At 67.6% G+C, this 22,734-nt stretch carries 21 protein-coding genes; 11 read left to right on the top strand and 10 right to left on the bottom strand.

Translation table 11 applies throughout. From position 1 onward, the window contains the following. The first annotated feature begins 51 nt into the window (after positions 1-51). Positions 52-1,290, top strand: coding sequence for an allantoate amidohydrolase (locus tag RHA1_RS13710; protein ID WP_011595512.1), 1,239 nt, complete (start codon positions 52-54; stop codon positions 1,288-1,290). A 37-nt stretch (positions 1,291-1,327) separates the two neighbouring features. Here RHA1_RS13710 and RHA1_RS13705 read toward each other — a convergent pair whose 3' ends face one another. Then, positions 1,328-1,921, bottom strand: coding sequence for a TetR/AcrR family transcriptional regulator (locus RHA1_RS13705; protein ID WP_009475591.1), 594 nt, complete (start codon positions 1,919-1,921; stop codon positions 1,328-1,330). A gap of 80 nt (positions 1,922-2,001) precedes the next feature. On the opposite strand from RHA1_RS13705, the gene RHA1_RS13700 reads away from it, so the two are divergent. Next, positions 2,002-2,388, top strand: a complete 387-nt coding sequence (locus RHA1_RS13700; RefSeq protein WP_011595511.1) for a DUF1304 domain-containing protein — start codon at positions 2,002-2,004, stop codon at positions 2,386-2,388. A 25-nt stretch (positions 2,389-2,413) separates the two neighbouring features. After that, a complete protein-coding gene (locus tag RHA1_RS13695; protein WP_011595510.1) occupies positions 2,414-3,421 on the top strand; it encodes an NADP-dependent oxidoreductase in 1,008 nt (335 codons plus the stop codon). A 53-nt stretch (positions 3,422-3,474) separates the two neighbouring features. Here RHA1_RS13695 and xylB read toward each other — a convergent pair whose 3' ends face one another. From xylB to RHA1_RS13675, 4 genes are read right to left on the bottom strand one after another with little or no spacing between them, the layout of a single operon-like run. Then, the gene (gene xylB / locus RHA1_RS13690; protein WP_011595509.1) at positions 3,475-4,857 is read right to left on the bottom strand and encodes a xylulokinase; all 1,383 of its coding nucleotides are present in this window, start codon (positions 4,855-4,857) and stop codon (positions 3,475-3,477) included. Next, positions 4,854-5,777: a carbohydrate kinase family protein gene (locus RHA1_RS13685; protein ID WP_011595508.1), complete on the bottom strand. Its 924-nt coding sequence runs from the start codon at positions 5,775-5,777 to the stop codon at positions 4,854-4,856. The genes xylB and RHA1_RS13685 overlap by 4 nt, the downstream gene beginning before the upstream one ends. Then, complete coding sequence (locus RHA1_RS13680; RefSeq protein ID WP_011595507.1) at positions 5,774-7,255, bottom strand: mannitol dehydrogenase family protein; 1,482 nt, start codon at positions 7,253-7,255, stop codon at positions 5,774-5,776. The genes RHA1_RS13685 and RHA1_RS13680 overlap by 4 nt, the downstream gene beginning before the upstream one ends. A gap of 10 nt (positions 7,256-7,265) precedes the next feature. Next, the gene (locus RHA1_RS13675) at positions 7,266-8,270 is read right to left on the bottom strand and encodes an NAD(P)-dependent alcohol dehydrogenase (RefSeq protein WP_011595506.1); all 1,005 of its coding nucleotides are present in this window, start codon (positions 8,268-8,270) and stop codon (positions 7,266-7,268) included. A 150-nt stretch (positions 8,271-8,420) separates the two neighbouring features. Here RHA1_RS13675 and RHA1_RS13670 point away from each other — a divergent pair, with 150 nt between their 5' ends. Genes RHA1_RS13670 through RHA1_RS13650 form a run of 5 tightly spaced genes read left to right on the top strand, consistent with a single transcriptional unit; the run spans position 8,421 to position 13,798 of the window. Then, positions 8,421-9,443 carry a sugar-binding transcriptional regulator gene (locus RHA1_RS13670; protein ID WP_011595505.1) on the top strand — a complete coding sequence of 341 codons (1,023 nt, stop codon included), beginning with the start codon at positions 8,421-8,423 and terminating at the stop codon, positions 9,441-9,443. A gap of 52 nt (positions 9,444-9,495) precedes the next feature. After that, the gene (locus tag RHA1_RS13665) at positions 9,496-10,821 is read left to right on the top strand and encodes an ABC transporter substrate-binding protein (RefSeq protein WP_009475583.1); all 1,326 of its coding nucleotides are present in this window, start codon (positions 9,496-9,498) and stop codon (positions 10,819-10,821) included. After that, positions 10,818-11,783: a carbohydrate ABC transporter permease gene (locus RHA1_RS13660; protein WP_011595504.1), complete on the top strand. Its 966-nt coding sequence runs from the start codon at positions 10,818-10,820 to the stop codon at positions 11,781-11,783. The genes RHA1_RS13665 and RHA1_RS13660 overlap by 4 nt, the downstream gene beginning before the upstream one ends. Further along, positions 11,783-12,661 carry a carbohydrate ABC transporter permease gene (locus RHA1_RS13655; protein ID WP_011595503.1) on the top strand — a complete coding sequence of 293 codons (879 nt, stop codon included), beginning with the start codon at positions 11,783-11,785 and terminating at the stop codon, positions 12,659-12,661. The genes RHA1_RS13660 and RHA1_RS13655 overlap by 1 nt, the downstream gene beginning before the upstream one ends. A 51-nt stretch (positions 12,662-12,712) precedes the next feature. Next, positions 12,713-13,798: an ABC transporter ATP-binding protein gene (locus RHA1_RS13650; protein WP_011595502.1), complete on the top strand. Its 1,086-nt coding sequence runs from the start codon at positions 12,713-12,715 to the stop codon at positions 13,796-13,798. Between the two features lie 154 nt (positions 13,799-13,952). On the opposite strand, the gene RHA1_RS13645 is transcribed toward RHA1_RS13650, so the two are convergent. Together RHA1_RS13645 and RHA1_RS13640 are read right to left on the bottom strand one after the other, a co-directional pair. Continuing rightward, entirely contained in the window at positions 13,953-15,362 is a 1,410-nt protein-coding gene (locus RHA1_RS13645; RefSeq protein ID WP_011595501.1) for an FAD-binding protein, read from the bottom strand. A 9-nt stretch (positions 15,363-15,371) separates the two neighbouring features. Then, on the bottom strand, positions 15,372-16,568 hold the full coding sequence (locus RHA1_RS13640) for a L,D-transpeptidase (RefSeq protein WP_011595500.1): 1,197 nt from the start codon (positions 16,566-16,568) through the stop codon (positions 15,372-15,374). Positions 16,569-16,828: 260 nt separating this feature from the next. On the opposite strand from RHA1_RS13640, the gene RHA1_RS13635 reads away from it, so the two are divergent. Both RHA1_RS13635 and RHA1_RS13630 read left to right on the top strand, forming a co-directional pair. Continuing rightward, a complete protein-coding gene (locus RHA1_RS13635; RefSeq protein ID WP_011595499.1) occupies positions 16,829-17,284 on the top strand; it encodes a MarR family winged helix-turn-helix transcriptional regulator in 456 nt (151 codons plus the stop codon). Next, the gene (locus tag RHA1_RS13630; RefSeq protein ID WP_011595498.1) at positions 17,281-18,705 is read left to right on the top strand and encodes an MFS transporter; all 1,425 of its coding nucleotides are present in this window, start codon (positions 17,281-17,283) and stop codon (positions 18,703-18,705) included. The genes RHA1_RS13635 and RHA1_RS13630 overlap by 4 nt, the downstream gene beginning before the upstream one ends. Positions 18,706-18,713: 8 nt before the next feature. On the opposite strand, the gene RHA1_RS13625 is transcribed toward RHA1_RS13630, so the two are convergent. Then, positions 18,714-19,292, bottom strand: coding sequence for a TetR/AcrR family transcriptional regulator (locus RHA1_RS13625; protein WP_011595497.1), 579 nt, complete (start codon positions 19,290-19,292; stop codon positions 18,714-18,716). A 68-nt stretch (positions 19,293-19,360) separates the two neighbouring features. Here RHA1_RS13625 and RHA1_RS13620 point away from each other — a divergent pair, with 68 nt between their 5' ends. Next, positions 19,361-19,831 (top strand): group II truncated hemoglobin, encoded by a 471-nt coding sequence (locus RHA1_RS13620; RefSeq protein ID WP_011595496.1) that lies wholly within the window; start codon positions 19,361-19,363, stop codon positions 19,829-19,831. A gap of 26 nt (positions 19,832-19,857) precedes the next feature. On the opposite strand, the gene RHA1_RS13615 is transcribed toward RHA1_RS13620, so the two are convergent. After that, positions 19,858-21,315 (bottom strand): aldehyde dehydrogenase family protein, encoded by a 1,458-nt coding sequence (locus RHA1_RS13615; RefSeq protein ID WP_011595495.1) that lies wholly within the window; start codon positions 21,313-21,315, stop codon positions 19,858-19,860. Positions 21,316-21,342: 27 nt separating this feature from the next. Then, entirely contained in the window at positions 21,343-22,719 is a 1,377-nt protein-coding gene (locus RHA1_RS13610) for an MFS transporter (RefSeq protein WP_081437432.1), read from the bottom strand. Positions 22,720-22,734 lie beyond the last annotated feature (15 nt).

The raw sequence follows: 22,734 nt of genomic DNA, 5'->3' as shown, positions 1-22,734 counted from the left end.
CACGGGCGCGAAGCGCTGCCGGCTTGACACTATGAGTAGAGGACCGAGAACATGACTTCCTTCGATTCGCTGTGGGCGACCATCCTCGATGTGGGACAGCACAAGTCGACCCGGGGCTACCGAAGATTCGCGTGGAACGACGCCGACATGACGCTGCGCGAATGGTTCTCGGACTGTGCGCAGGCACGCGGCATGAGCGTCGAGGAGGACCGCAACGGCAATCTGTGGGCGTGGTGGATGCCCGACGGCTGGGACGGCGACCCCCGCGACAGTTTCGTCACCGGATCGCACCTCGATTCGGTACCCGACGGCGGCGCCTACGACGGACCGCTGGGCGTGGTGTCCGCGTTCGCCGCGATCGACCTCGTGCGGAAACGGGGGATCGCTCCAACCCGTCCGGTGGCGGTCACTGCCTTCTCCGACGAGGAGGGCGCGCGGTTCGGTGTCGCGTGCGTTGGCTCGCAACTGTCCACCGGGGCACTGGCACCCGCGCGCGCCCTTGCGCTGCGGGACAACGACGGCATCAGCCTCGGTGAGGCCCTGGTCGGCGCCGGCCGCGACCCGCACCTTCTCGGTGAGGACCCCGACCTCGTCGACCGCGTCGGGGTGTACGTCGAGTTGCACGTCGAGCAGGGGCGCGCCCTCGACCTGATCGACAGCCCCATCGCCGTGGCGTCGTCGATCTGGCCGCACGGCCGGTGGCAGTTCGTGTTCTCCGGGGAGGCCAACCACGCCGGCGCCACCCGACTCGTCGACCGTCGCGACCCCATGCTCGCCTTCGCCTCCTCGGTCCATACGGCCCGAACCGCCGCGACGCTGCACGAGGCGGTCGCGACGTTCGGCAAGGTGCGAGTACTTCCCAACGGTGCCAACGCCATTCCGTCGGAGGTGCGGGCGTGGCTGGACGCGCGGGCCGCCGACGAGGAGACGTTGACCAAGCTGGTGCAGCAGATTACCGCCGAGGCACAGGCCTACGCCGCCGCCGACGGTATCGGTCTCGAGGTGGACGCCGAATCGGTCACGCCGATCGTCGAATTCCCGCACTCCACCCGGGAACGACTGCGCCGCTCACTCGCCCATCTCGGTGACATTCCCGTCCTCCCGACCGCTGCCGGGCACGACGCCGGGATCCTGTCCGCGAAGGTGCCCACGGCGATGATGTTCGTCCGCAACCCCACCGGGGTGTCCCACTCGCCCGACGAGTTCGCCGAGGCCGACGACTGCAACCGCGGCGCCGAGGCGCTGGCGGACGTCATGGCGGACTGGGTCAGCGGGCACCAGCGCACGTGAGTGGCAAAGCGTGTCGGGGCACTCTTTGCCACTCACGTCAGGAGGTGGGCCGCCATTCCTCCAGCTGCTCGACGGCGGTGTTCGCGACCGCGACGGCCTCGTCCCGGTTGACCCGCGACAGCAGGAGCGCGCTGACGGACAGTGACGTCAGGAGCCGGGTCCGGTGGGCCAGGGTGGCGGTCGACGCGTCCGGGTCGTGGGCCCGGAGTGCGTGGCTGAGTGCCCCGGACAGTTCGCGCTGGTATGCGTCGACGACGGACCGTTGCGTGTCGTCGTGCGCGGCGAATCCGGCGGCACTGTTGAGCAGTAGGCAGCCGCGTCCGGGGGTTTCGTCGGGGAGGGCCGCGAGGGCGCCTGCAAGGCTGCGGTAGTAGCGCACGGCGGCGTCGGGGCGGGTCGGCTCGCCGGTCAGGATGCGGAGCCGGGGGCGAACCACCCGGTCCAGGTAGTCGTGCACGGCGGCGTCGAAGAGCCCGCGTTTGCTGGTGAACGCGTTGTACAGGCTCGACCGATTCAATCCGGTGACGCGCTCGAGGTCGGGTATCGAGGTGGCTTCGAAGCCCTTGTCCCAGAACAGGTCGCGGGCGCGGCCGACCACTTCGACCGTGTCGAAATCCTGCGTGCGCGGCATGACGATCCTCACTCCTGGTTGTGAAACGACCGTTTCAGTATATATTGAAATGGTCAGTTCAGAACGAGGAGGGTTTTCGTATGGTCGCCGCGGGTCTTGTTCTTGCCGCACTCGCCAGTGCGCTGCACGTCTACATCTTCGTGCTCGAGTCCGTCCTCTGGACCTCGCCGCGCACCCGCGCGACGTTCGGGACCAGTGCCGAAGAAGCCGGCGCCACCAAGGAGCTTGCCTTCAACCAGGGCTTCTACAACCTCTTCCTGGCGATCGTGACGGCAGTCGGCATCGTCGCCGTGATCATCGGCGCGACCGCCGTCGGTGCGGCCCTCGTATTCGCCGGCGCGGGATCGATGCTGCTCGCAGCCCTCGTGCTCCTGCTGTCGTCGCCCGACAAGGCTCGCGCGGCGATCACGCAGGGAACACTTCCGCTGCTCGCGGTAATCCTCCTCGCGCTCGGACTGGCGCTGTGACCTCAGAAGTATCGAAAGGAACACCATGACGCCCAGCACCCAGATTCAGCTGATCAAACGGCCGGTGGGCTGGCCCACCCAGGACGACTTCCGCACCGCCACCGTCGAGCTGCCCGACCTCGGGCCCGACCAGGTGCGCGTGGCCAACGAATTCGTCTCCGTCGACCCGTACATGCGCGGCCGGATGAACGACGTGAAGTCGTACATCCCGCCGTTCGCGCTGGGCGAGACGATGACCGGCGGAGCTGTCGGTCGCGTCGTCGAATCGACCGCCGCCACGCATCCGGTCGGCTCGGTAGTGGTCCACGATCTCGGGTGGCGGGACCTCGCGCAGGGTGACGCCTCGGCATTCCGCGTCGTCGACGAGATTCCGGGAGTGCCGATCTCGGCCTATCTGGGGATTCTCGGACTGACCGGGCTCACGGCGTACGTCGGACTCGTCCACGTCGCACACCTGAAGGCCGGCGACTCCGTGTTCATCTCCGGCGCCGCGGGTGCGGTGGGGACGGCCGCCGGGCAGATCGCACGACTCGAGGGGGCGTCCCGCGTCATCGGATCCGCCGGGTCCGCGGAGAAGGTCGCGCTGCTGACCGATCGTTACGGATACGACGCCGCCTTCGACTACAAGCAGGCGCCGGTGCGTGAGCAACTCCGCGGACTCGCGGGCGACGGCATCGACGTCTACTTCGACAACGTCGGCGGCGACCACCTCGAGGCCGCACTCGACGTCATGCGGAACGGCGGCCGGGCCGCGCTGTGCGGCGCCATCTCCGCGTACAACGCCACCGAGCGCACACCGGGCCCCGACAACATGGTGAACATCATCAGCCGGGGGCTCACCCTCGAGGGCTTCACCCTCGGCAACTACACGCACGTCTTCCCCGAGTTCGCCGCCAAGATGGGACCGTGGCTCGCATCCGGCGACGTGGTCCACGACGAGACCGTCGTCGACGGCATCGAGAACTCGGTCGACGCCTTCCTGCAGCTCATGCACGGCGGAAATGTCGGGAAGATGCTGGTGAAGGTGGCGTAGCCACCCGTGCGCGGTTAAAGAGTCCAGAGACTCGTTAACCGCGCACGGGCGCGTCAGCGCCTCACGGAGGAATACCGTTCGCGCACTTGGGGTGCCGGGTCGGCCTCGTATCGCTGGGTGGACGTCTGATCCCACTTGGGTGGTTCAGGGGTCCCGGCCAGCGTCCAAGCCGCCTGCCTGCATGCGCCGATCGCGACGTACTCCGCCGGCTGCGGCACCAGGACCGGGGCCCCGAAGATGGCGGGCGCGAGTTCGCACAGTGCCTGGGAGCGGGCGCCGCCGCCGACGAGGAGGATGCGACGCACCGTGACGCCCTGGGCGGTCAGGTGGTCGATGCCTTCCGCCAGGCCGCACAGCAGCCCCTCGACTGCCGCGCGGGCGAGGTGGGCGGGGGTCGAATTGGCCAGCCGGAGTCCGTGAACGGAGCCGGTGGCATTGGGACGGTTGGGGGTGCGCTCACCCTCGAAATACGGCACCATCACGAGCCCGCCACTGCCGGATGGCGCCGACAGCGCCAGCCGCGACAGCTCGTCGTGATCGACACCCAGCAGCGAGGCGGTCGCGTCGAGTACCCGGGCAGCGTTCAGCGTGCACACGAGGGGAAGTTGACGTCCGGTGGCGTCGGCGAAGCCGGCGACGAAACCGCCCGGATCGTTCGCCGGGGTCACCGATACCGCGGATACGACGCCCGACGTTCCCACGGAGACGACGACGTCACCTTCCTGGGCGTCGAGAGCGAGTGCGGCGGCAGCATTGTCGCCGGTGCCGGGACCGACCGCGGCGCCCCATCGGGTTTCCCCGATCTTCTCGGCCGGGCGGGCCACCCGCGGCACGGCGGCGGTGCGTCCGCGCAGTGCCAGCGACAGCAGGTCGGGTCGGTAGGAATCCGTGGCCGCGGAGAAGTATCCGGTGCCGCTGGCGTCGCCGCGGTCGGTGGCCAGGGTGCCGAGATCGGACCTGCCGGTGAGCTGCCAGCCGAGCCAGTCGTGCGGCAGGCACACCGCGGACGTCCGGTCGGCGTTGGCCGGTTCCGAATCGGCGAGCCAGCGCAGCTTGCTGACGGTGATCGCGGCGAGCGGCACCACACCGACGGCGTCCGCCCACGCGTCCGGACCACCGAGGTCGTCCACCAGCTGGGTGGCGGCGTCGGCGGAACGAGTGTCGTTCCACAACAACGCCGGACGCACGACCGTCCCGGTGTCGTCGAGGCACACCATGCCGTGCTGTTGCGCGCCGACCGACACCGCGGCGACGTCGTCGAGTCCGCCGGCGGCGGCGATGGCGTTGTCGAGGGCCGACGCCCACGCCTGCGGGTCGACCTCGGTGCCGTCCGGATGCGAGGCCCTGCCCTCGCGGACGAACTCACCGGTGTCGGCGTCGCAGACGATCACCTTGCACGACTGGGTGGATGAATCGATGCCCGCGACGAGGGTCATTGCCGGACACCTGCCGCGCGATCCAGTGTTTCGCGGCTGGGGAGGTCCGCCCCTGCGCGCGCGACGGTGAGACCCGACATAAGTGCCGCGTTGTCCAGCACGTTCCGCACCTCTTCCGGGTCGATCGCGTGGAGGGCGTCGCGGCTCTCCGCGCCGAGGAAGCCGTGCGCCCAGAACCCGTCGAGGAGCCCGGCCATGAACGCGTCACCCGCGCCCACCGTGTCGACCACCTCGACGTTGCGGGCCGCGACCTCGACGAGTCCGGCCGCGCAGACCGCGAATGCGCCCTCGGCGCCCTTCGTCACCGCGACCATCGCCGGTCCGCGGGACAGCCATTCGCGGGCGATGTCGTCGGGATCCCGTTCGGGGTCGTACCAGCGGAGGTCCTCGTCGCTGACCTTGATGATGTCCGAGATCGACACGAGGTGCTCGATCCGCTGCCGGGCGCGTGCCTTGTCGGTGATCAGCACCGGTCGCACGTTGGGGTCGTAGCTGATGGTCGCCGACGAGCGGCGGCGGTCGAGCATGTCGGCGACGACGTCGCAGCCGGGTTCCATCACGGCAGCAATGGAACCGGTGTGGACGAGCGCCGGGGTAGACGACCCGCTGGGGGAGGGGAGGTCCCACTCGATGTCGAACTCGTAGGTGGCGGATCCGGCGGAATCGAGGGTGGCGTGGGCCGTCGCCGTTCGCTGCGCGGTGACGCTGCCGGGCGCGAGGCTCACTCCCGACTGCTCGAGGTGCCGGACGATCGCGCCGCCTCTCGTGTCGTCGCCGATCCGGGTGACGAATTCGACCGGACGACCGAGCCGGCCGAGACCGACCGCGACGTTGAGCGGGCTGCCGCCGACATACTCGGTGGTGGCGCCGCTGCTCGCCGTCACGATGTCGATGAGGGCTTCACCGATGACCAGACTCATGACTGCACCTTCTCACGCAGAGCCTCGAGTGTCTTCCGTGCACCGACGCTGTGCAGTGAGTCCAGCGCCCAGAGGTACGCGGTGACGAAGCGCGGATTGTCGGCCAGGTCGCCGAAGACCGACTGATTCTCGATGAACGCCGTGCGGTTCTCGTGCTGGCTGCGCGCGATCGGCACGAGGGAGTCCTTCAACTGGTCGACGACGTCGATGGGCTCGCCGTCCTCGTCGACTCCCTCGGCATACCGGGCCCAGCTCGCGACGATCGCGGCCGACAGCCGGATGTGCCGGTCGGCCAGCAGGTTTTCACGGATCACCGGCAGCAGCCACTTCGGGATGCGGTCGGACGATTCGGCACACAGGCGGGCGACGGTGTCGCGGATCTCGGGGTTGGAGAAGCGTTCGATGAGCGTGCGCTTGTACTCGTCGAGATCGACGCCGGGCACCGGCGCCAGGGTGGGCGTGGCCTCCTCGTCCATGTACGCGAGCAGGAAGTCGGCGAAGAGTGGGTCCTGCGCGACGTCGTGCACGAGCCGGTATCCCGACAGGTAGCCGAAGTAGCAGAGGCCCTGGTGGCTGGCGTTGAGCAGACGCAGCTTCATCAGTTCGTACGGTTCGACGTCGTCGACCACCTGGACGCCGACGTCCTCGAATGCGGGGCGGCCGAGCGGGAAGGCGTCCTCGAGCACCCATGACGTGAACGGTTCGGCGGCGACGGGCCACTGGTCGTCGATGCCGAACCGCGACGACAGCGCCTCCGTCACCTCGGGGGTGGTGACGGGCGTGATGCGGTCGACCATCGAGTTGGGGAACGACGTCTCCTCGCGCATCCACGCCGCCAGTTCGGGATCCCTCAATTCGGCGTACGCCAGGAACATCTTGCGCGCCACGTCGCCGTTGCCCTGAATGTTGTCGCAGGACATGATGGTCGGCGACGCCAGCCCGCGCGCTCGGCGCCGGGCCAGCGCCTCGATGACGAGTCCGAACGTGGTCCGCGGTGCGACACCGTCGGTGAGATCGTGTACGACATCCGGGTTCTCGGCATCGAACTCGCCCGTGTCGTGGGTGAAGTTGTAGCCGCCCTCCGTGATCGTCAGCGAGACGATCTTCGTGGACTCCGCGGCGATCTTCTCGATCACGGCCTCGGGGTCGTCGGGGGCGAAGAGGTAGTCGACGATGGACCCGATGACGCTGACGTCCCAGGTGCCGTCCGGGTGCCGCAGTGCCAGCGTGTACAGGCCGTCCTGCGCGTCGAGGACGTCCTTCATGCGCCGGTCACCGGGCAGGACCCCGACCCCGCAGATGCCCCACTCGCGGGCCTCCCCGCGCCGCAGCAACCGGTCGACGTACATCGCCTGATGCGCGCGGTGGAATCCGCCGACACCGAAATGCACTATCCCTACGGTGATGTCGCTTCGATCGTAATTCGGCACCTGCACGGTGTCGTCGAACTGTTGCAGTGCCTGCGCGCACAATTGCATCGGTCTCTCCTCATTCCTGGACGCGCACGACGGCCTTGAGGCTGCCCGGCGTCCGGTCTGCGTTCAGTGCTTGCTCCGCCTCGGCGAGCGGAAACCTTCCGGTGACCATCGAATCGAGGTCGACCCGTCCCGACCGCGCGAGGGCGATCGCCGTCGGCCAGGTGTTGGCGTAACGGAATACCCCGGTCAGCACCAACTCCCGGTTCTGAATGGTCTGGACCGGCAGCGTCATCTCGGGGGCGCCCATGCCCACCAGAACCACGGATCCCGCAGGCCGGACGGCCTGGATCCCGGCCAGCACCGCACTCGGGGCGCCGGACGCGTCGACGAACGCGTCCACGTGGAGTCCCGCGACGTCCTGCTCGCGCGGGTCGAGCACCGCGGTGGCGCCGAATTTGGTTGCGACGTCGCGGCGCCGGGGATCGAGGTCCGAGACGACCACTTCGGTGGCACCGAACGCGAGGGCGGTCTGCACCATGGCGATTCCGATCGGTCCCGCGCCCGCGATCAGAACACGGGATCCGGCGGTCACTCCGGCTTTGCGGGTGGTGGCGATGGCCACGGACAGCGGCTCGCACAGCGCGGCCGCATCCTCGGACATCTCGTCCGGAATCGCGTGGGCGAACGCCGAGCCGATGGTCACGTATTCGGCCAGCGCCCCGTCGATCGGCGGGGTGGCATAGAACTGCATGTGCGGGCACAGGTTGTAGAGACCGCGCCGGGATTCGTCGGTGTCCGGGTCGGGGCGCTGCGGTTCGATGGAGACACGCTGCCCGATACGCGTTGCCGGGACCCCGTCGCCGACACCCACGACCGTGCCCGACGCCTCGTGGCCCAGCACGATCGGCTGTTCGACCACGAACTCGCCGATGCGGCCCTCGCGGTAGTAGTGGGCATCCGATCCGCAGACGCCCACCGAGGCCACGCGGACCAGGACGTCGCCGGGAGCGGGAGTGGGCACGGGGCGTTCCCGGATCTCGATCACGCCCGGCTCGACGAGCACGCTGGCACGCATCGTCCTGGGGATATCCGAAGGGAGTGTTGTGTGGGTCACACTTCGATGCTAGCGTATTGAGCAGATGAACGCATAGTGATCATTTGCTCACGGTTTCTCGAGGTTCCGAAGACACACACGACGGACCCGGGATCATGGCGAGGAGAACCAGTGACGTCCCCCAATTCGACGGCCCCGACGCCGTCTCTCATCACGGCACCACCGCCGTCCACGACGGAGGATCTGCGCCTTGCGTTGCGCGCTGCAACGCTGTACTACCTCGACGGAATGACCCAGGCCGAGGTCGCCACACGACTCGGTGTCTCCCGCCCCACCGCGGGCAGGCTGGTGGCGCGAGCCCGCGCCCAGGGCCTGGTGCGCATCGAGGTGCAGGCACCCGCGCATCTGCGGGATGCGCTGCGCTCGGACGAGGAGCGCGCGCTCGAGGAGAAGTACGGACTCGTCGAGGCGGTGGTGGTCGCCGATTCCGTCGACGCCGCCGGTGCGATCGACGACCACAACAGCTTCGCCGGTGTCGGGCGGGCCGCGGCGTCCCTGCTGGTTCGCCGGATTCGCGAAGGCGACACCCTCGGATTCACGTGGGGGCCGGAGACGGTCGCAGTCGCGCAGGGATTGCCGTCCGGGGCGGCCACGTGCGCGTCCGTCGTCCAGCTCGACGGTTCGGTGAGTGCCATCAATTACCAGACCGGAACGGAGTACGTCCTGGGTAGATGCGCGGAGCAGCTGCAGGCCAACACTGTTCGGCTTCCCGTTCCGCTGTACGCGGACGCGTCGACCGTGGTATCCATGCGGGGCGACTCCGTCATCTCCAAGGCGCTCGAGGCCGGGCGGACCGCGGAAATGATGATGTTCGGAACGGGTGCCGTCTCCACGTCGACCACCCTGTTCGAGGGCAGCTTCATCGACACGGACATGCTGTCCGTGCTCACCGGCCTCGGCGCGGTCGGCGAAGTCGGTGGACGCTTCTACCGGCTCGACGGAACCGAGGTTGCCGGCCCTCTGGACGAACGGGCCATGTCCGTTCCTCTCGACGACATCCGCGCGTGCGAGGGGTCGATCCTCGTCACGGGTGGCGTCGCCAAACACCAAGCGGCACTGGGTGCCCTCCATGGCGGACTGGCCAAGATGCTGGTCTGCGACATCGAATGCGCGCGTTGGCTGCTCGATCAGTAGCACCACGCAAGAGAGGTGAAGATCGGTGAAGAAACACAGGAAACCAGCGACGATGCTGGTAGCCGGAGCGGGAGCGCTCTGCCTCACGCTGAGCGGATGTGCGGGCGCCGGATCGCTGGGCGCGTCGGACCAGACCATCACCATCGCGATGGTCTCCAACTCGCAGATGCAGGATGCTCAGAAGCTCGCCTCGCAGTTCGAGGAAGAGAATCCCGACATCGACCTGAAGTTCGTCACGCTGTCGGAGAACCAGGCGCGCGCGAAGATCACGGCGTCCACGGCGACCGGTGGCGGCGAGTTCGACGTCGTGATGATCAGCAACTACGAGACCCCGCAATGGGCCAAGTACGGCTGGCTGAAGAACCTGTCGGAATACGCCGAGGCGACGGAGGGTTACGACGAGGCCGACTTCATCCCCACCCTGCGCGAGTCGCTGTCCTACGAGGGGAACATGTACTCGGTGCCGTTCTACGGCGAGTCCTCGTTCCTGATGTACCGCAAGGACCTGTTCGAGCAGGCCGGAATCACCCTGTCGGAGAAGCCGACGTGGACCGAGGTCGCGACGGCGGCAAAGCAACTCGACTCCGAGGACATGGCCGGCATCTGCCTTCGTGGCAAGCCGGGCTGGGGTGAATTGCTCGCACCCCTCGACACGGTCATCAACACGTTCGGTGGCCGTTGGTTCGACGAGGACTGGAACGCTCAGCTGACCAGCCCGGAGGTGGAACGCGCGGTGCAGTTCTACGTCGACCTGGTGCGCGAGTACGGGGAGCCCGGCGCCGCGACGAGCGGTTTCGGTGAGTGCGCCACACAGCTGGCCCAGGGCCAGGTGGCGATGTGGTACGACTCGACGTCCGCGGTGTCCACGCTGGAGGATCCGGCGTCGAGCGCCGTCGTCGGCAAGATCGGGTACGCCCCCGCGCCGATCGAGGTGAAGGACAACTCCGGCTGGCTGTACAGCTGGTCGTTGGGAATTCCCGAGAGCAGCGAGAATCCCGACGCGGCGTGGAAGTTCATCTCGTGGATGACCGACAAGCAATACATACGCACGGTCGGTGAGGATCTGGGCTGGGAGCGGGTGCCTCCGGGCAGCCGGCTGTCGACCTACGAGATTCCCGAGTACAAGGAAGCCTCGGCGGCCTACGGTCCGCTGACGCTCGAGGCGATCGAGGACGCGACACCGAATGCGCCCACCGTGCAACCGGTTCCGTACACCGGCGTGCAGTTCCTGGCGATCCCGGAATTCCAGGATCTCGGAACCCGCGTCAGCCAGCAGATCAGTGCGGCGATCGCAGGCCAGCAGACCGTGCCCGAGGCGCTCGCCCAGGCACAGCAGTACGCCGAGGTGGTCGGCGCGACATATCGGGAGGACCGATGACAACCATTGCCGAGAAACCCACCGCGAACGACACCGCCGACCGGGTGCGGGAACTGCGGGAGGCCAAGGACGACAGCGTCTCCCGCGCCGAGGGATGGCGTCGCCGGGGGCCGTTGCTGCCCGCTCTGATCTTCATGATCGTGGTGACCCAGATCCCGTTCCTGTTCACGCTGTACTACTCGACGCAGTCCTGGAACCTGGTGCGTCCGGGCTCCCAGGCGTTCGTCGGACTGCAGAACTACGTGGACGTGTTCCAGGACAGCCAGTTCCGTGAGGTCGCGGTCAACACCGTGATCCTGATCGTCGGTACCGTGCTGATCTCGGTGGTGCTCGGGTTGCTGCTCGCCCTGCTGCTCGACCGTGCCTTCCTGGGCCGCGGCATCGTGCGCACGCTCCTCATCACCCCGTTCCTGGTGACACCCGTCGCCGGTGCGCTGCTGTGGAAGACCACGATGTTCGACCCGGTGTTCGGCATCGTCAACTTCGTCCTCTCCCCGTTCGGGGTGGGACAGGTCGACTGGGTCAGCAAGTTCCCGCTCGCCGCGGTCATGGTGAACCTGATCTGGCAGTGGACCCCGTTCATGATGCTGCTGATCCTGGCGGGTCTGCAGTCCATGCCGCGCGACATCCTCGAGGCGGCACGGGTGGACGGCGCCAAGCCGATCGCGATGTTCCGCGAACTGACGCTCCCACATCTGCGCCGGTTCATCGAACTCGGCGCGGTGCTGGGCGCGATCTACCTGATCAACACGTTCGACGCCATCTACATGATGACCCAGGGCGGGCCGGGCACCGCCAGTGCCAACCTGCCCTTCTACATCTATCAGCGCGCATTCCTCGGTTTCGACATCGGGCAGGCCGCAGCGATGGGCGTCATCGTCGTGATCGCGACCATCGTCGTCGCGACCCTGGCGCTGCGCCTGATCTTCAAGAGCTTTACCGGTAACGAGGAGGCAGCGTAATGAGTACCGACACTGCGGCGGCGCCGGTGGAGTCCACCCCCACCGCGCCGGAGACGAAGCGGGCGCGCAAGCACCGCAAGTTCAGCCCGTGGAGCGTGGTGGCGTGGATCGTGGCGCTCGGCTTCTTCTTCCCTGTGGCGTGGATGGTGCTCACCGCGTTCAAGCAGGAGGGCGACGCCTACACGACTCCGCCGAAACTGTTCTTCACGCCCACCCTGGACCAGTTCAAGGCAGTGCTCGACAGCGGAATCGGCACGGCACTGCTGAATTCGGCGTTCGCGACCGCCATGTCGACGATCCTCGTGCTCGTGCTCGGTGTGCCGGCGGCGTTCGCGCTGTCGCTGCGACCGGTCCGCAAGACGAAGGACGCCCTGTTCTTCTTCATCAGCACGAAGATGCTCCCGATCGTCGCCGCGATCATCCCGCTGTACGTGATCGTCAACGACATCGGTTTGCTCGACAACATCTGGGCGCTGGTGATCCTGTACACGGCGATGAACCTGCCCATCGCGGTGTGGATGATGCGTTCGTTCTTCCTCGAGGTCCCCGGTGAGCTGCTCGAGGCCGCGAGCATGGACGGCGCGAGCCTGTGGACGTCGGTGCGCGAGGTGATCCTTCCGCTCGTGTCGCCCGGCATCGCGGCCACCGCGTTGATCTGCGTGATCTTCTCGTGGAACGAATTCTTCTTCGCAGTCAACCTCACCGCCGTTCAGGCGCAGACCATTCCGGTGTTCCTCGTCGGATTCATCACCGGTGAGGGCCTGTACTGGGCCCGGCTGTCGGCAGCGGCGACGCTGGCGGCGCTCCCGGTCATCCTGGCCGGCTGGGTCGCACAGAACAAACTGGTCCGCGGCCTGTCCTTCGGTGCGATCAAATGATCACCCCGGCAACCACTTCCCCCGACTTCGGTACCCACAAGAGGAGCAATCATGGCTGACATCGCGTACAAGGGCGCATCCTGCATCTACGAGAATGCCGACACGCTGGCGGTCGACACGCTCGACCTCGACATCGAAGACGGCGAGTTCATCGTCCTCGTCGGCCCGTCCGGCTCCGGCAAGAGTACGGCACTGCGGATGCTCGCCGGCCTCGAAGACATCGACGAAGGCACCATCGAGATCGGTGGCAAGGACATGGTGGGTGTGGCGTCGAAGGACCGTGACATCGCGATGGTATTCCAGAACTACGCCCTCTACCCCAACAAGACGGTGGGCGAGAACATGGGCTTCGCGCTGAAGATGCGCGGAGTCGGTGTGGAGGAACGTAAGAAGAAGGTGGCCGATGCCGCCAAGCTGCTCGACCTCACCGACTACCTCGACCGCAAACCCGGCAAGCTGTCCGGTGGTCAGCGCCAGCGCGTCGCGATGGGACGAGCGATCGTGCGTGAGCCGCAGGTGTTCTGCATGGACGAACCGCTGTCGAACCTCGACGCCAAGCTGCGCGTCCAGACCCGCACGCAGATCGCGGCGTTGCAGCGCCGGCTCGGCACCACCACCGTGTACGTCACCCACGACCAGGTCGAGGCGATGACCATGGGTGACCGGGTGGCCGTCCTCAAGAACGGCAAGCTGCAGCAGTTCTCGGCGCCGACCGAGCTGTACGACCGGCCCACCAACGCCTTCGTCGCCGGCTTCATCGGTTCGCCCGCGATGAACCTGATGACCATGCCCATCGTCAGCGACGGCGTGCGCCTCGGGAACTCGACGCTCGCGCTCGAACGCGACCAGCTGTCGGCGCTGCACGCCGCCGGACTGGAGACCGTCACGGTCGGAGTGCGTCCCGAGCAGCTGGAGTTGTCGACCGGCGAGGGTGGCATCGAGGTCATCGTGGACCTGGTCGAGGAACTCGGGAGTGAATCCTACGTCCACACCCACATCGCCGGTGACGGTACGCAACTCACCGCCCGGTCACTGACCCGCACCCCCGCACGGCTGGCCGACACGGTGTCCCTGCGCAAGCGGGACGGAGCGGTGCACCTGTTCCACCCGGAGACGGGGGAGCGGATCGGCGACTAGGACATATCTCCCAATCCCCATTTCGGCGCACCTGGCGCCCAATCGCCGCCCCGCTGCGTTGTCGTCGGAGCCGATACAACAGCGGTATCGGCTCCGCCTTGCCGGACGACGATCGTTTCGCCAGGTCCATCCGAGAAGGATTGGGCGACATGCCCTAGAGCGGATAGTGCGTCAGCACCCCCATCGGATCGTGCCTCTGCCGCAGTTCGCGCAGTCGGCGAAGGTTCCCGCCGTAGGCCGCGCCGATCTCGGCGCCGGTCTCGGGGAAGCCGGGCCGGACTTCGACGCTGTAGACGCCGATCGTGTGGGGTGCGAGGGCGTCGAGGGTGCCGCCCGCCCACGACAGACAGGCGGCGCCGTCGTAGGGGTCGGACCAGATGGCGTTGAGCGGGATGTTCCACTCGCCGCTTCGGCCCCAGAATGCGGTGTCGTCGTCACCGACGTCGGCGAGGGCGCCGCCGGTGTGCTGGAAGTCGATACGACATTCCCGCGTCGGCGCCCCACGGATCTGGGTGGCCAGGGCCTCCGCGAGTTCGGAGTCGAGGGTCGGTCCGGTGAAGACGGCCTTCCCGAAGAACGATCCCCGGCGCTCGCCCGGTTCGGGCAGCCGGATCGGTTCGGGCTCTTCGCCGTCGGCGCCGGGTGGCGCAAATTCGGGTAGCCCGGTGAGGTACGTGCCGGTCGTCTCGGATCGATACAGCACGGTGCCCGACACGTCGGCGACCGTGGTGGCGGCGGCCCGGGCGCGGTCGATGGCGGATTCGTCTCCGCTCGCACACGCGGTGTACACGAAGAGGACGGGTTCGTCGGAAGACAGTGCGCTGTAACCGAGTACCGCGCCCATCGTCGTGTCCCGCGGAAGCGTCGGTGCGACACGGAAATAGGTGGCGAGTGCTTCGAGTCCGAGCACCATCCGGTCGACCCACACCGGCCCCACCGGGTGCGTGCGCAGCACCGCCGACGTCACGACGCCGAAACACGGTGCGCACCCCCGGACCGCCCACCACAGGTCCGCCTCGTCGCCGGTGCTGGCATCGGACAGGTGGACGACCTCGCCGGACGGGAGCACGAGTTCGACCTCGACGAGCTGATCGAGCGTCAATCCCAGACTGCGCGTGAGGTATCCGACACCGCCGCGGGTGACGAGTCCGAACCCGGCGTGGCCCACGATTCCCACCGGCACCACCCGGCCGGTGGGTGCGACGGCGTCCAGCATGGTTTCCACTGTGGCGCCGCCGGCGACGACCACCCGGTCGCCGTCGGGTCGGGCCGTGTTCAGGTGCGCCGACAGGTCGAGCATGACGGCGTCGTCGGCGACGCAGTTGGAACTCAGCCCGCCGCCGCGGACGGTGACGGTGCCGCCCGTCCGGTGCGCAACCCTCATGACGGTGGAGACCTCCTCCACGGACACCGGTTCGACGACGCAGGACGGACGGCGTCTCGCGGCATCGGGAAAGAACACTCTGCCCAGCGCGGTGCGGTAGTCGCCGGTGTCCGGCAGATGAACCCGGTGCGGGAGGACCGCCTTCAACTGCGCGACACATTCCGCGGATGGTGAACTCACGAGCGCCTCCTATCCCGTTGCGTTACCTGCCTGCCACTGGTCCCACGGGACCTCCCAGTCACCGTACGTGTCCCACACGGGCAGGAGCGGTCCGCCCGAGTTGGTGATCTCGACGACGTCGCCGATACCGAAATGGTCGAACATCCACTGGGCGTTGGCGGGTGCCAGGTTGACGCAGCCGTGGGAGACGTTGCTGCTGCCCTGATCACCCACCGACCACGGCGCCGAGTGGACGAACTCGCCGTCGTTGGAGATCCGCAGGTTGAGATCGACCTTTTCGCGGTAGTAGTCGGGATCGCCGGCGCAGACCCCGTACGTGCAGGAGTCCATGATGATGCTCTGCTGCTTGTCGGAGATCACGTGGGGACCCTCGTGCGAGGGGTGGTCGGGGGTGCCGAGACTCATCGGCATCGCGTTCTCCTGGACGCCGTTGTGGAAGACGGTGAGCATTTTGCTCGCCCCGTCCGCCTTGGCCACCCACGAGTCGTGCACGGTGTAGTCGGCAGAGTTGTTCTCGGCGCCGAAGGCCCCGTCGCCCAGATCGACGCCGTACACGTCGGCCTCGATGTGGATCTTGGTGCCGGGCGCCCAGTATCCCGCCGCTCGGTAGTGCGCGTTCTGGTCGTCGGTCCAATACCAGGCGCCGGGCTGCGGCGGTGTCGTCGTCACGTGCAGGCGCTGCTGGACCTCGGCCTTGTTCGCGACCGGTGCGGTGAACTGGAAGACCATCGGCTGGCCGACGCCGATGCCGGTGTCCGCCACGACCTCGGGTGCCGGGACGACGTTCGCGTACGCCGTGGTGCCGGGCGTCAACGTCGTGACGGTGAAGGTCTGCTCGACCGGTGCGCCGTCGGGGTTGACCGCGTCCGCGACGACTGTGTACGTGGAGCCGTAGCCGAGTGGTCGGCTGCTCGTCCAGTTCGTGCCGTCGGGTGTGAGATTTCCGGCGACCGGGGTGTTCTGCTCCGCGGGATTCGTGACGGTCACGGCGGTCAGCTTGCCGCCCGTCGCGGTGACCACGATCGGGGTGGTCGGATTGATCGGCGCCCCGTCGGCAGCGGGGACGGCAATCGAGGCGGGCGCGGACTGTGAGGTGGTCGGGGGTTCCGACGTGCCGGTGTCTCCGATGGTGCACGCCGTGGCCAGGAACGTCAGGGCCACCACCGCAACAATGCCGGCTGTCCGTGTGCGAAGAGTCACGACCACCTTCTTTCGGATCTGGATCAGCGCTCGCCGTCCTCATACTGCCAGCGATAGCCTCGGAGTTTCCTGTGAGACGCGTGCCCCGCCCGCCCCACCTGCAGGAATTCGAGCGCGCGACGCCTCCCCTGGACAAATTAGACAGCAGTGCTGATGAAGTTCAGGGCTCGGAACGGCGATCGCTCAGGGTAAATGAACTATTGAGGTTCGCAAATAAAACAGCTAGACTGGCTAATGAACCTGACCAGCGAGAGGGAGGCCACCGCATGGACCAGAAGGTCGATCAGCTTCGCGAGGACGTCGTTCTGTTCAGCCGACGCATCCGTGCCCAGCGCGCCGGGCACCTACTCACCCCCTCGCAGCTCCAGGCCCTCGCGCATCTCGACCGGGAAGGACCGATGAGTGCGCGCGCTCTCGCCGACCGCGAGCAGGTCGCCCCGCAGTCCATCGCGCGGACCGTCTCGATCCTCGAGGAGTCCGGGATGGTCTCCCGGACCGTGGACCCCCAGGACGCGCGAGCGAGCATCGTCGCGATCACCCCGCTGGGGTTGCAGACGCTCGTCGACGACCGGTCGCGGCGAAGCGAGTGGCTGACGGCCGCGCTCGCCGCCGAATGCACCGATGTCGAACGTGACCTCCTCTTCATCGCCGGACGGCTGCTCCGCCGACTCGCAGGAACTCCCGAGCCGGCGCCGCAGCAGGAGTCACTGATGAACTCGTGAGCGCGCCCGTCGCCGATGCCGGACTCGCGCAGAAGTCCCCGTCCGTACCGTTCCGGGTCAGCGGCTCCGTCGCCACCGGGAGCATCCTCCAACCGCTGAACTCGTCGATGATCGCGGTGGCGATCGTCGGCATCGCCGCCCAGTTCGGCTCCTCGTCCGGGATCACATGGGTGATCTCTGGGCTCTACATCGCCACGGCCGTCACCGCCCCGATGGCAGGCAAGCTCGGCGCGCTGCTCGGAGCCCGGAAGGTCTACCTCGGGGGCCTCGCCCTGGTGGCGCTGGGCTCGATCGCCGGTCTGCTCGCACCCAGCGTCGGCTGGCTCATCTTCTCCCGAATCCTCGTCGGAATCGGAACCGCCACGCAGTATCCCAATGCGATGACGATGATTCGCGGGTACGCGGAGCGACACGGCGCGCAGCCGCGCACCGCAATCACGACCCTCGCGATCTGCAGCCAGGCGGTCGTGGCACTGGGCCCGACGCTCGGCGGGCTGCTCGTCGGGGCGTTCGGCTGGCAGTCGATCATGTGGATCAACCTGCCGATCGTCGCGTTCAGCGCGGTCGCGGTCACGAAGTTCGCGAAGGTCGGCTTCGTCGGCGGCATCTCGGTCAGCGGTCGGCAACTGCTGCACGCGCTCGACGTGGCCGGGGTCGTCCTGTTCCTCGGGCTCGTCTCGTCGACGATGCTGTTCCTGCTGTCGCTCACCACCGATCCCGTCTGGTGGCTGATCCCCGTGTGGGCGCTGGTGTTCGCCCTGTTCGTCCAATGGGAACGACGCGCGGACGAACCGTTCATCGACGTTCGGGCCCTGGCCCGGAACCGTGCGCTCAGCGCCACACTCGCCCGCACCCTCCTCACCTACACGGCGTTCTACTGCGTCTTCTTCGGCATCCCGCAGTGGTTGCAGTACTCCCGCGGAATGAGCGCCACCGAGGCGGGTCTGACGATGCTGCCCGTCGCCGTCGTCGGTATCGGCTCCACGTTGTTCGCGTCACGGACATATCGGCGGTACGGGGTGCGCCGAACGCTCACCGTCGGAACGTGTGCGCTCCTGGTGGGTGGCCTGCTTCTGGCGTCGGTGGAGAGCAGTACGGCCCCGATCGTCGTGCTGCTCCTCGTGGCCGCAGTGCTGGGAATTCCCAATGGATTCAACAATATCGGCAATCAGAACCTGATCAGCTCGGTCACGTCCGTCGAGGAAGTGGGCACGGCGATCGGGATGTACCGCACCGTGCAGTACATCGGGGCGAACCTGTCGGCCGTCGTGCTGCAGACCACCGCCGGTCACGTCATCGGCGACGACGGACTGCACCGCACGGGCTGGTTCATCGCCGTCGCAGGCGTTCTCCTCCTCGTCGGTGTCCTGATGTCACGGAACATGGGGGACCGGCGGTCGGCGAACGCGTCGACGGCGTAGCAACCGCGTCAGGTCGGCGGCACCCCGCCGACGGCCCGCCAGATCAGTGTCGCGGTCCGGGCCGGCCAGTCGGCGGGTGGGCGATCACCGGCCAACGCCCGGCCGTACCAACTACCGGTGGTCATGGTGACGGCGACGTCGAGATCGGCGTCCGCGTCGATCAGCTTCAGTTCGGCGGCGCGGTCCAGGATGGCGCGGATGCGGCGCCGGCGCGGCGCCACCACCCGGGCGCGGTATTGCGCGCGGACGTCGGCGTCCGTCGTGTCCTGGAGCATCGTGCCGACCAGCGACAACCGGCCGCTCCGCGACACCCCGCGCTGGAAGTCGGTCAACTCGCGCACCAGATCCCCGAAGGGATCGGCCGACGACCGCCCCGGCTGTTCGTCGGCCAACTGCGCCACGACGGCCGCGGCGAGCTCCGACTTCGACGCCCACCGCCGGTACAGCGCCTGCCGGGTGGTGCCGGCCTCCGCGGCGATCGCGGCGATCGACATCGCGTCGTATCCGACCCGGGACAATTGCCTGCCCGCCACTTTCAGCACGCGGGTGTCGATGTCGGTGTCGCGGCTGCGCCCGGTCACGGTCATGTTCGTTCCTCGTTTCAATCCAATACTGATGTGTATTGTAATGGAGACGACGGAGATGAGGAGCTCCCATGAGTGATCAGGAAACACCGTCCCTGTACGAATGGGCGGGCGGTGAGCAGTCGTTCCGGCGGCTGATCGACGCCTTCTACGACCGGGTCGAGCGCGACGACCTGCTGTCCCCGATGTTCCCCGGCGGAGTGCACGAGGAGCATCGCCGCAACGTGACGCTGTGGTGGTGCGAGGTGTTCGGCGGTCCACCCGGCTACACCGACCGACTCGGGGGTTACGAACGGATGCTGCGACACCACATCGGTCTGGGTATCACCCCGGAGCAGCGGCACCGCTTCGCTGCGACGATGAGCCTCGCCGCCGACGACGCGAAGTTGCCGTCCGATCCCGAATTCCGCTCCGCCTTCATGGCATACGTCGAGTGGGGGACCAGGCTCGCGCTGCAGAATTCGAGCCCCGGAGCCGAGGTGGTCGAGCACGCACCCGTCCCGCACTGGGGGTGGGGCGTGGCCCCGCCCTACCGCGGCTGAGTAGGGCAGGGTGTCAGCCTGTCCGATCAGAACGGGTACTGCTGAATCGGCCCCTGGATGGTGGCCCACTGGAGTTCGGTGAACGCCTCGAGGTTCGCTGCGGCGCCGCCGACTCGTCCGCCGTTTCCGGAGGATCCCATTCCGCCGAACGGGATGTGGGCGTGGTCGCCGACGGTCTGATCGTTGATGTGCACGAGCCCGGTGGGAATCTGCTGCGCAACTTCCCAGGCCGCCATCGCATCCGAGCCGAGGACGCTCAGCGACAATCCGAACTCGGTGTCGCGCGCGATCTCGACGGCCTCGTCGATCGTCGAGTAGCGCAGCACGGGAGCGACGGGGCCGAACACTTCCTGGCAGAACGCGGGGGTGTCGCGCTGCACGTGGTCGAGGACGGTCGGGCGGTAGAACAGCCCGTCGTGGGTGCCGCCCTCGACGAGGGTCACTCCGGCCGAGACGCTCTCGGTCACGAGTCGGTGGATGCTGTCGCGCTGCACCGCGTCGATGATGGGGCCGAGTGCCACCTCGCTGGTGTACGGGTCGCCGACGGGGAGCGCTCGCGCCTTCTCGGCGAGCACCGCCACGTATTCGTCGGCAACCGAGTCGTGGACCAGGTGCCTGCCTGCGGCCATGCAGATCTGGCCCTGGTGGAGGTATGCGCCCCAGGCTCCGGCCGACGCAGCCTTGGTGACGTCGGCGTCGGGAAGGACGATGAGGGCGTTGTTGCCGCCGAGTTCGAGGTGTGCCCGCGTGAGGTGCGCGGCCGCGGCCTGGCCGACCTTCCGTCCCGCCGACGTGGAGCCGGTGAACGCGATGACGCGGGTGTGCCGGTCGGTGACGAGGGCGGCACCGGCATCGGCGCCGCCGGGCAGCATCTGGAAGACGCCGTCCGGCACCCCGGCGGCCGCGAACACGGCCGCCAGCACCACACCGCCGCACACTGCGGTCCGGGTGTCGGGTTTCAGAATCACTGAGTTGCCCAGTGCCAGTGCGGGTGCCACTGCGCGGATCGAGAGGATCAGGGGGAAGTTGAACGGAGCGATCACGCCGACGACACCCGCCGCGATCCGACGGCTGAAACTCAGACGTCCGTCGGCGGACGGGAGCACCTCACCCTTGGGATGCGAAGGCAACGCCGACGCCTCGTAGCATTCCTGCGCTGCGACGTGCGTCTCGAGGCTCGCTTTCGCGCGAATCGATCCGGCCTCCCGGACGATCCACGTCTCGATCTCGGCTGCGTGCTCCTCGAAGAGCTGGCCTGCGCGGCGCAGGATCGCGGCCCGATCCTCGAAAGGCATTTTCTCCCAGCGGCGCTGGACCTCGGCGGCCTTGATGCAAGCCGCGGCGACGTCGGCGGCGGTCGTGGTGCCGACGTGACCGAGGGTGCTACCCGTCGCGGGCTCCACGACATCTGAGAACGCGCCTTCGGTGGCGGTCCAGCTGCCGGTGAAGACCTTCTTCTCCCAGTCGATGTCGAGCAGGCTCATGGTCGATCCTTCTTTCGGTGAGGTCGGTCAGGACGCGAGTACGGGTGATGGCGCCGCGGATTCGGTGCGGGGTGAGCGGAACTTCCGCTTGGCGACGATTGCCACCGCGACCGCGCCGACGACTCCGGGGACGGCGACGGCGAGAAAGTTCTGCTGGAACGGTAGATGAAGAGCGAGGAGCGCGCCGCCGAGGGTGGGGCCACCGATCGCACCGATCCGTCCCATGCCCGCAGCCCACCCGACGCCGGTCGACCGTACCTCGGTCGGGTAGAACTCGACGGCGAACGCGTGGATGATGGCGAGCGCGCCGATGGTCGCCGCACCGGCGACGAACAGCAGCACGTTGAGCAGTGCGGCGGCTGGGTCGAAGGACAGTCCCACCAGCGACAGGGATGCCAGGGAGAAATACGTGATCAGGGTGTTGCGGTAGGACCAGCGGTCGGCCAGCCAGCCGCCGAATATCGCGCCGGCGATGCCACCGAGATTCAGCACCACCAGGGTCCACAGCGCGGAACTCAAAGCGTAGCCGGCGGTCTGCATCAGTTTCGGTAGCCACGTGTTGAGCCCGTAACTCAACAACATGCACATCGCGAAGAAGACCCAAATCAGGAAGCTGTTCAGGGCGTTTCCGTTGGTAAAGAGCTGCGCGACGGGTGCCTTCCGAGCTTCCGGACGTGGCGTGGCCACGACGTCGCTCAGGTCGCGACCCGGGTCGACCTTGGACAGCACAGCCTCCAGCTTGTCCTGACGACCGTTGATGGCGAGGAACTCCGGCGACTCCGGCAGGTACCTCAGCAGAACGGGTAGCAACAGGAGAGGCAGACCGGCGACGTAGAACACACCGCGCCACGTCCAGAGCGGCTCCACGTTGATTGCGAACACCGCGGCGGCGATGCCACCGACGGAATAGAACGACGACACGAACGTGACGAGCAGTGCCTTCGACGTGCGTGGGGCGAGCTCGGCGATCAGTGCCGTGAAGTTGGGTACGAGCGCGCCGAGCGACACACCGACGACGAGGCGGAGAATGCCGAGTTGCGCCGGGGCGCCGGCGAAGGCGCAGCTGAACGACGCCACGCTCGCCACTGTCACGCAGATGAGCATGAGCGGACGGCGGCCGTACCGATCGGCGAGCGGGGCGACGAACAGTCCGCCGATCAGCATGCCGACGAGCGCCGCGGATCCGAGGGTACCGGCGGTGACCGGGTCCATGTTCCACTCGTCCATCAGATGGACGATCACGGTGCCGTACGAGACCATGTCGTATCCGTCGATGATCATCAGCAGTGAGCACAGGGCCACGACACCATAATGGAACGGCCGCAGTCGGGCGTTGGAGATGATCGAGGTAACTGTGTTCTGGGACAGCGGGTTCTGGGACAGCGAGTTCTGGGACAAGGGCATACTCCCGATGCGGGG

The organism is Rhodococcus jostii RHA1, assembly GCF_000014565.1.
Taxonomy (GTDB): domain Bacteria; phylum Actinomycetota; class Actinomycetes; order Mycobacteriales; family Mycobacteriaceae; genus Rhodococcus_F; species Rhodococcus_F jostii_A.
The sequence above is the reverse complement of the archived record's forward strand: the minus strand, read 5'-3'. Positions and strand labels throughout refer to the sequence as shown.

What these genes read in the sequence shown, in the direction of transcription:
- RHA1_RS13710 (WP_011595512.1), top strand. Translation starts at nt 52, where the DNA reads ATGACTTCCTTCGATTCGCTGTGGGCGACCATCCTCGATGTGGGACAG.
- RHA1_RS13705 (WP_009475591.1), bottom strand. Translation starts at nt 1,921, where the DNA reads ATGCCGCGCACGCAGGATTTCGACACGGTCGAAGTGGTCGGCCGCGCC.
- RHA1_RS13700 (WP_011595511.1), top strand. Translation starts at nt 2,002, where the DNA reads ATGGTCGCCGCGGGTCTTGTTCTTGCCGCACTCGCCAGTGCGCTGCAC.
- RHA1_RS13695 (WP_011595510.1), top strand. Translation starts at nt 2,414, where the DNA reads ATGACGCCCAGCACCCAGATTCAGCTGATCAAACGGCCGGTGGGCTGG.
- xylB (WP_011595509.1), bottom strand. Translation starts at nt 4,857, where the DNA reads ATGACCCTCGTCGCGGGCATCGATTCATCCACCCAGTCGTGCAAGGTG.
- RHA1_RS13685 (WP_011595508.1), bottom strand. Translation starts at nt 5,777, where the DNA reads ATGAGTCTGGTCATCGGTGAAGCCCTCATCGACATCGTGACGGCGAGC.
- RHA1_RS13680 (WP_011595507.1), bottom strand. Translation starts at nt 7,255, where the DNA reads ATGCAATTGTGCGCGCAGGCACTGCAACAGTTCGACGACACCGTGCAG.
- RHA1_RS13675 (WP_011595506.1), bottom strand. Translation starts at nt 8,270, where the DNA reads ATGCGTGCCAGCGTGCTCGTCGAGCCGGGCGTGATCGAGATCCGGGAA.
- RHA1_RS13665 (WP_009475583.1), top strand. Translation starts at nt 9,496, where the DNA reads ATGCTGGTAGCCGGAGCGGGAGCGCTCTGCCTCACGCTGAGCGGATGT.
- RHA1_RS13660 (WP_011595504.1), top strand. Translation starts at nt 10,818, where the DNA reads ATGACAACCATTGCCGAGAAACCCACCGCGAACGACACCGCCGACCGG.
- RHA1_RS13655 (WP_011595503.1), top strand. Translation starts at nt 11,783, where the DNA reads ATGAGTACCGACACTGCGGCGGCGCCGGTGGAGTCCACCCCCACCGCG.
- RHA1_RS13650 (WP_011595502.1), top strand. Translation starts at nt 12,713, where the DNA reads ATGGCTGACATCGCGTACAAGGGCGCATCCTGCATCTACGAGAATGCC.
- RHA1_RS13635 (WP_011595499.1), top strand. Translation starts at nt 16,829, where the DNA reads ATGGACCAGAAGGTCGATCAGCTTCGCGAGGACGTCGTTCTGTTCAGC.
- RHA1_RS13625 (WP_011595497.1), bottom strand. Translation starts at nt 19,292, where the DNA reads ATGACCGTGACCGGGCGCAGCCGCGACACCGACATCGACACCCGCGTG.
- RHA1_RS13620 (WP_011595496.1), top strand. Translation starts at nt 19,361, where the DNA reads ATGAGTGATCAGGAAACACCGTCCCTGTACGAATGGGCGGGCGGTGAG.
- RHA1_RS13615 (WP_011595495.1), bottom strand. Translation starts at nt 21,315, where the DNA reads ATGAGCCTGCTCGACATCGACTGGGAGAAGAAGGTCTTCACCGGCAGC.
- RHA1_RS13610 (WP_081437432.1), bottom strand. Translation starts at nt 22,719, where the DNA reads ATGCCCTTGTCCCAGAACTCGCTGTCCCAGAACCCGCTGTCCCAGAAC.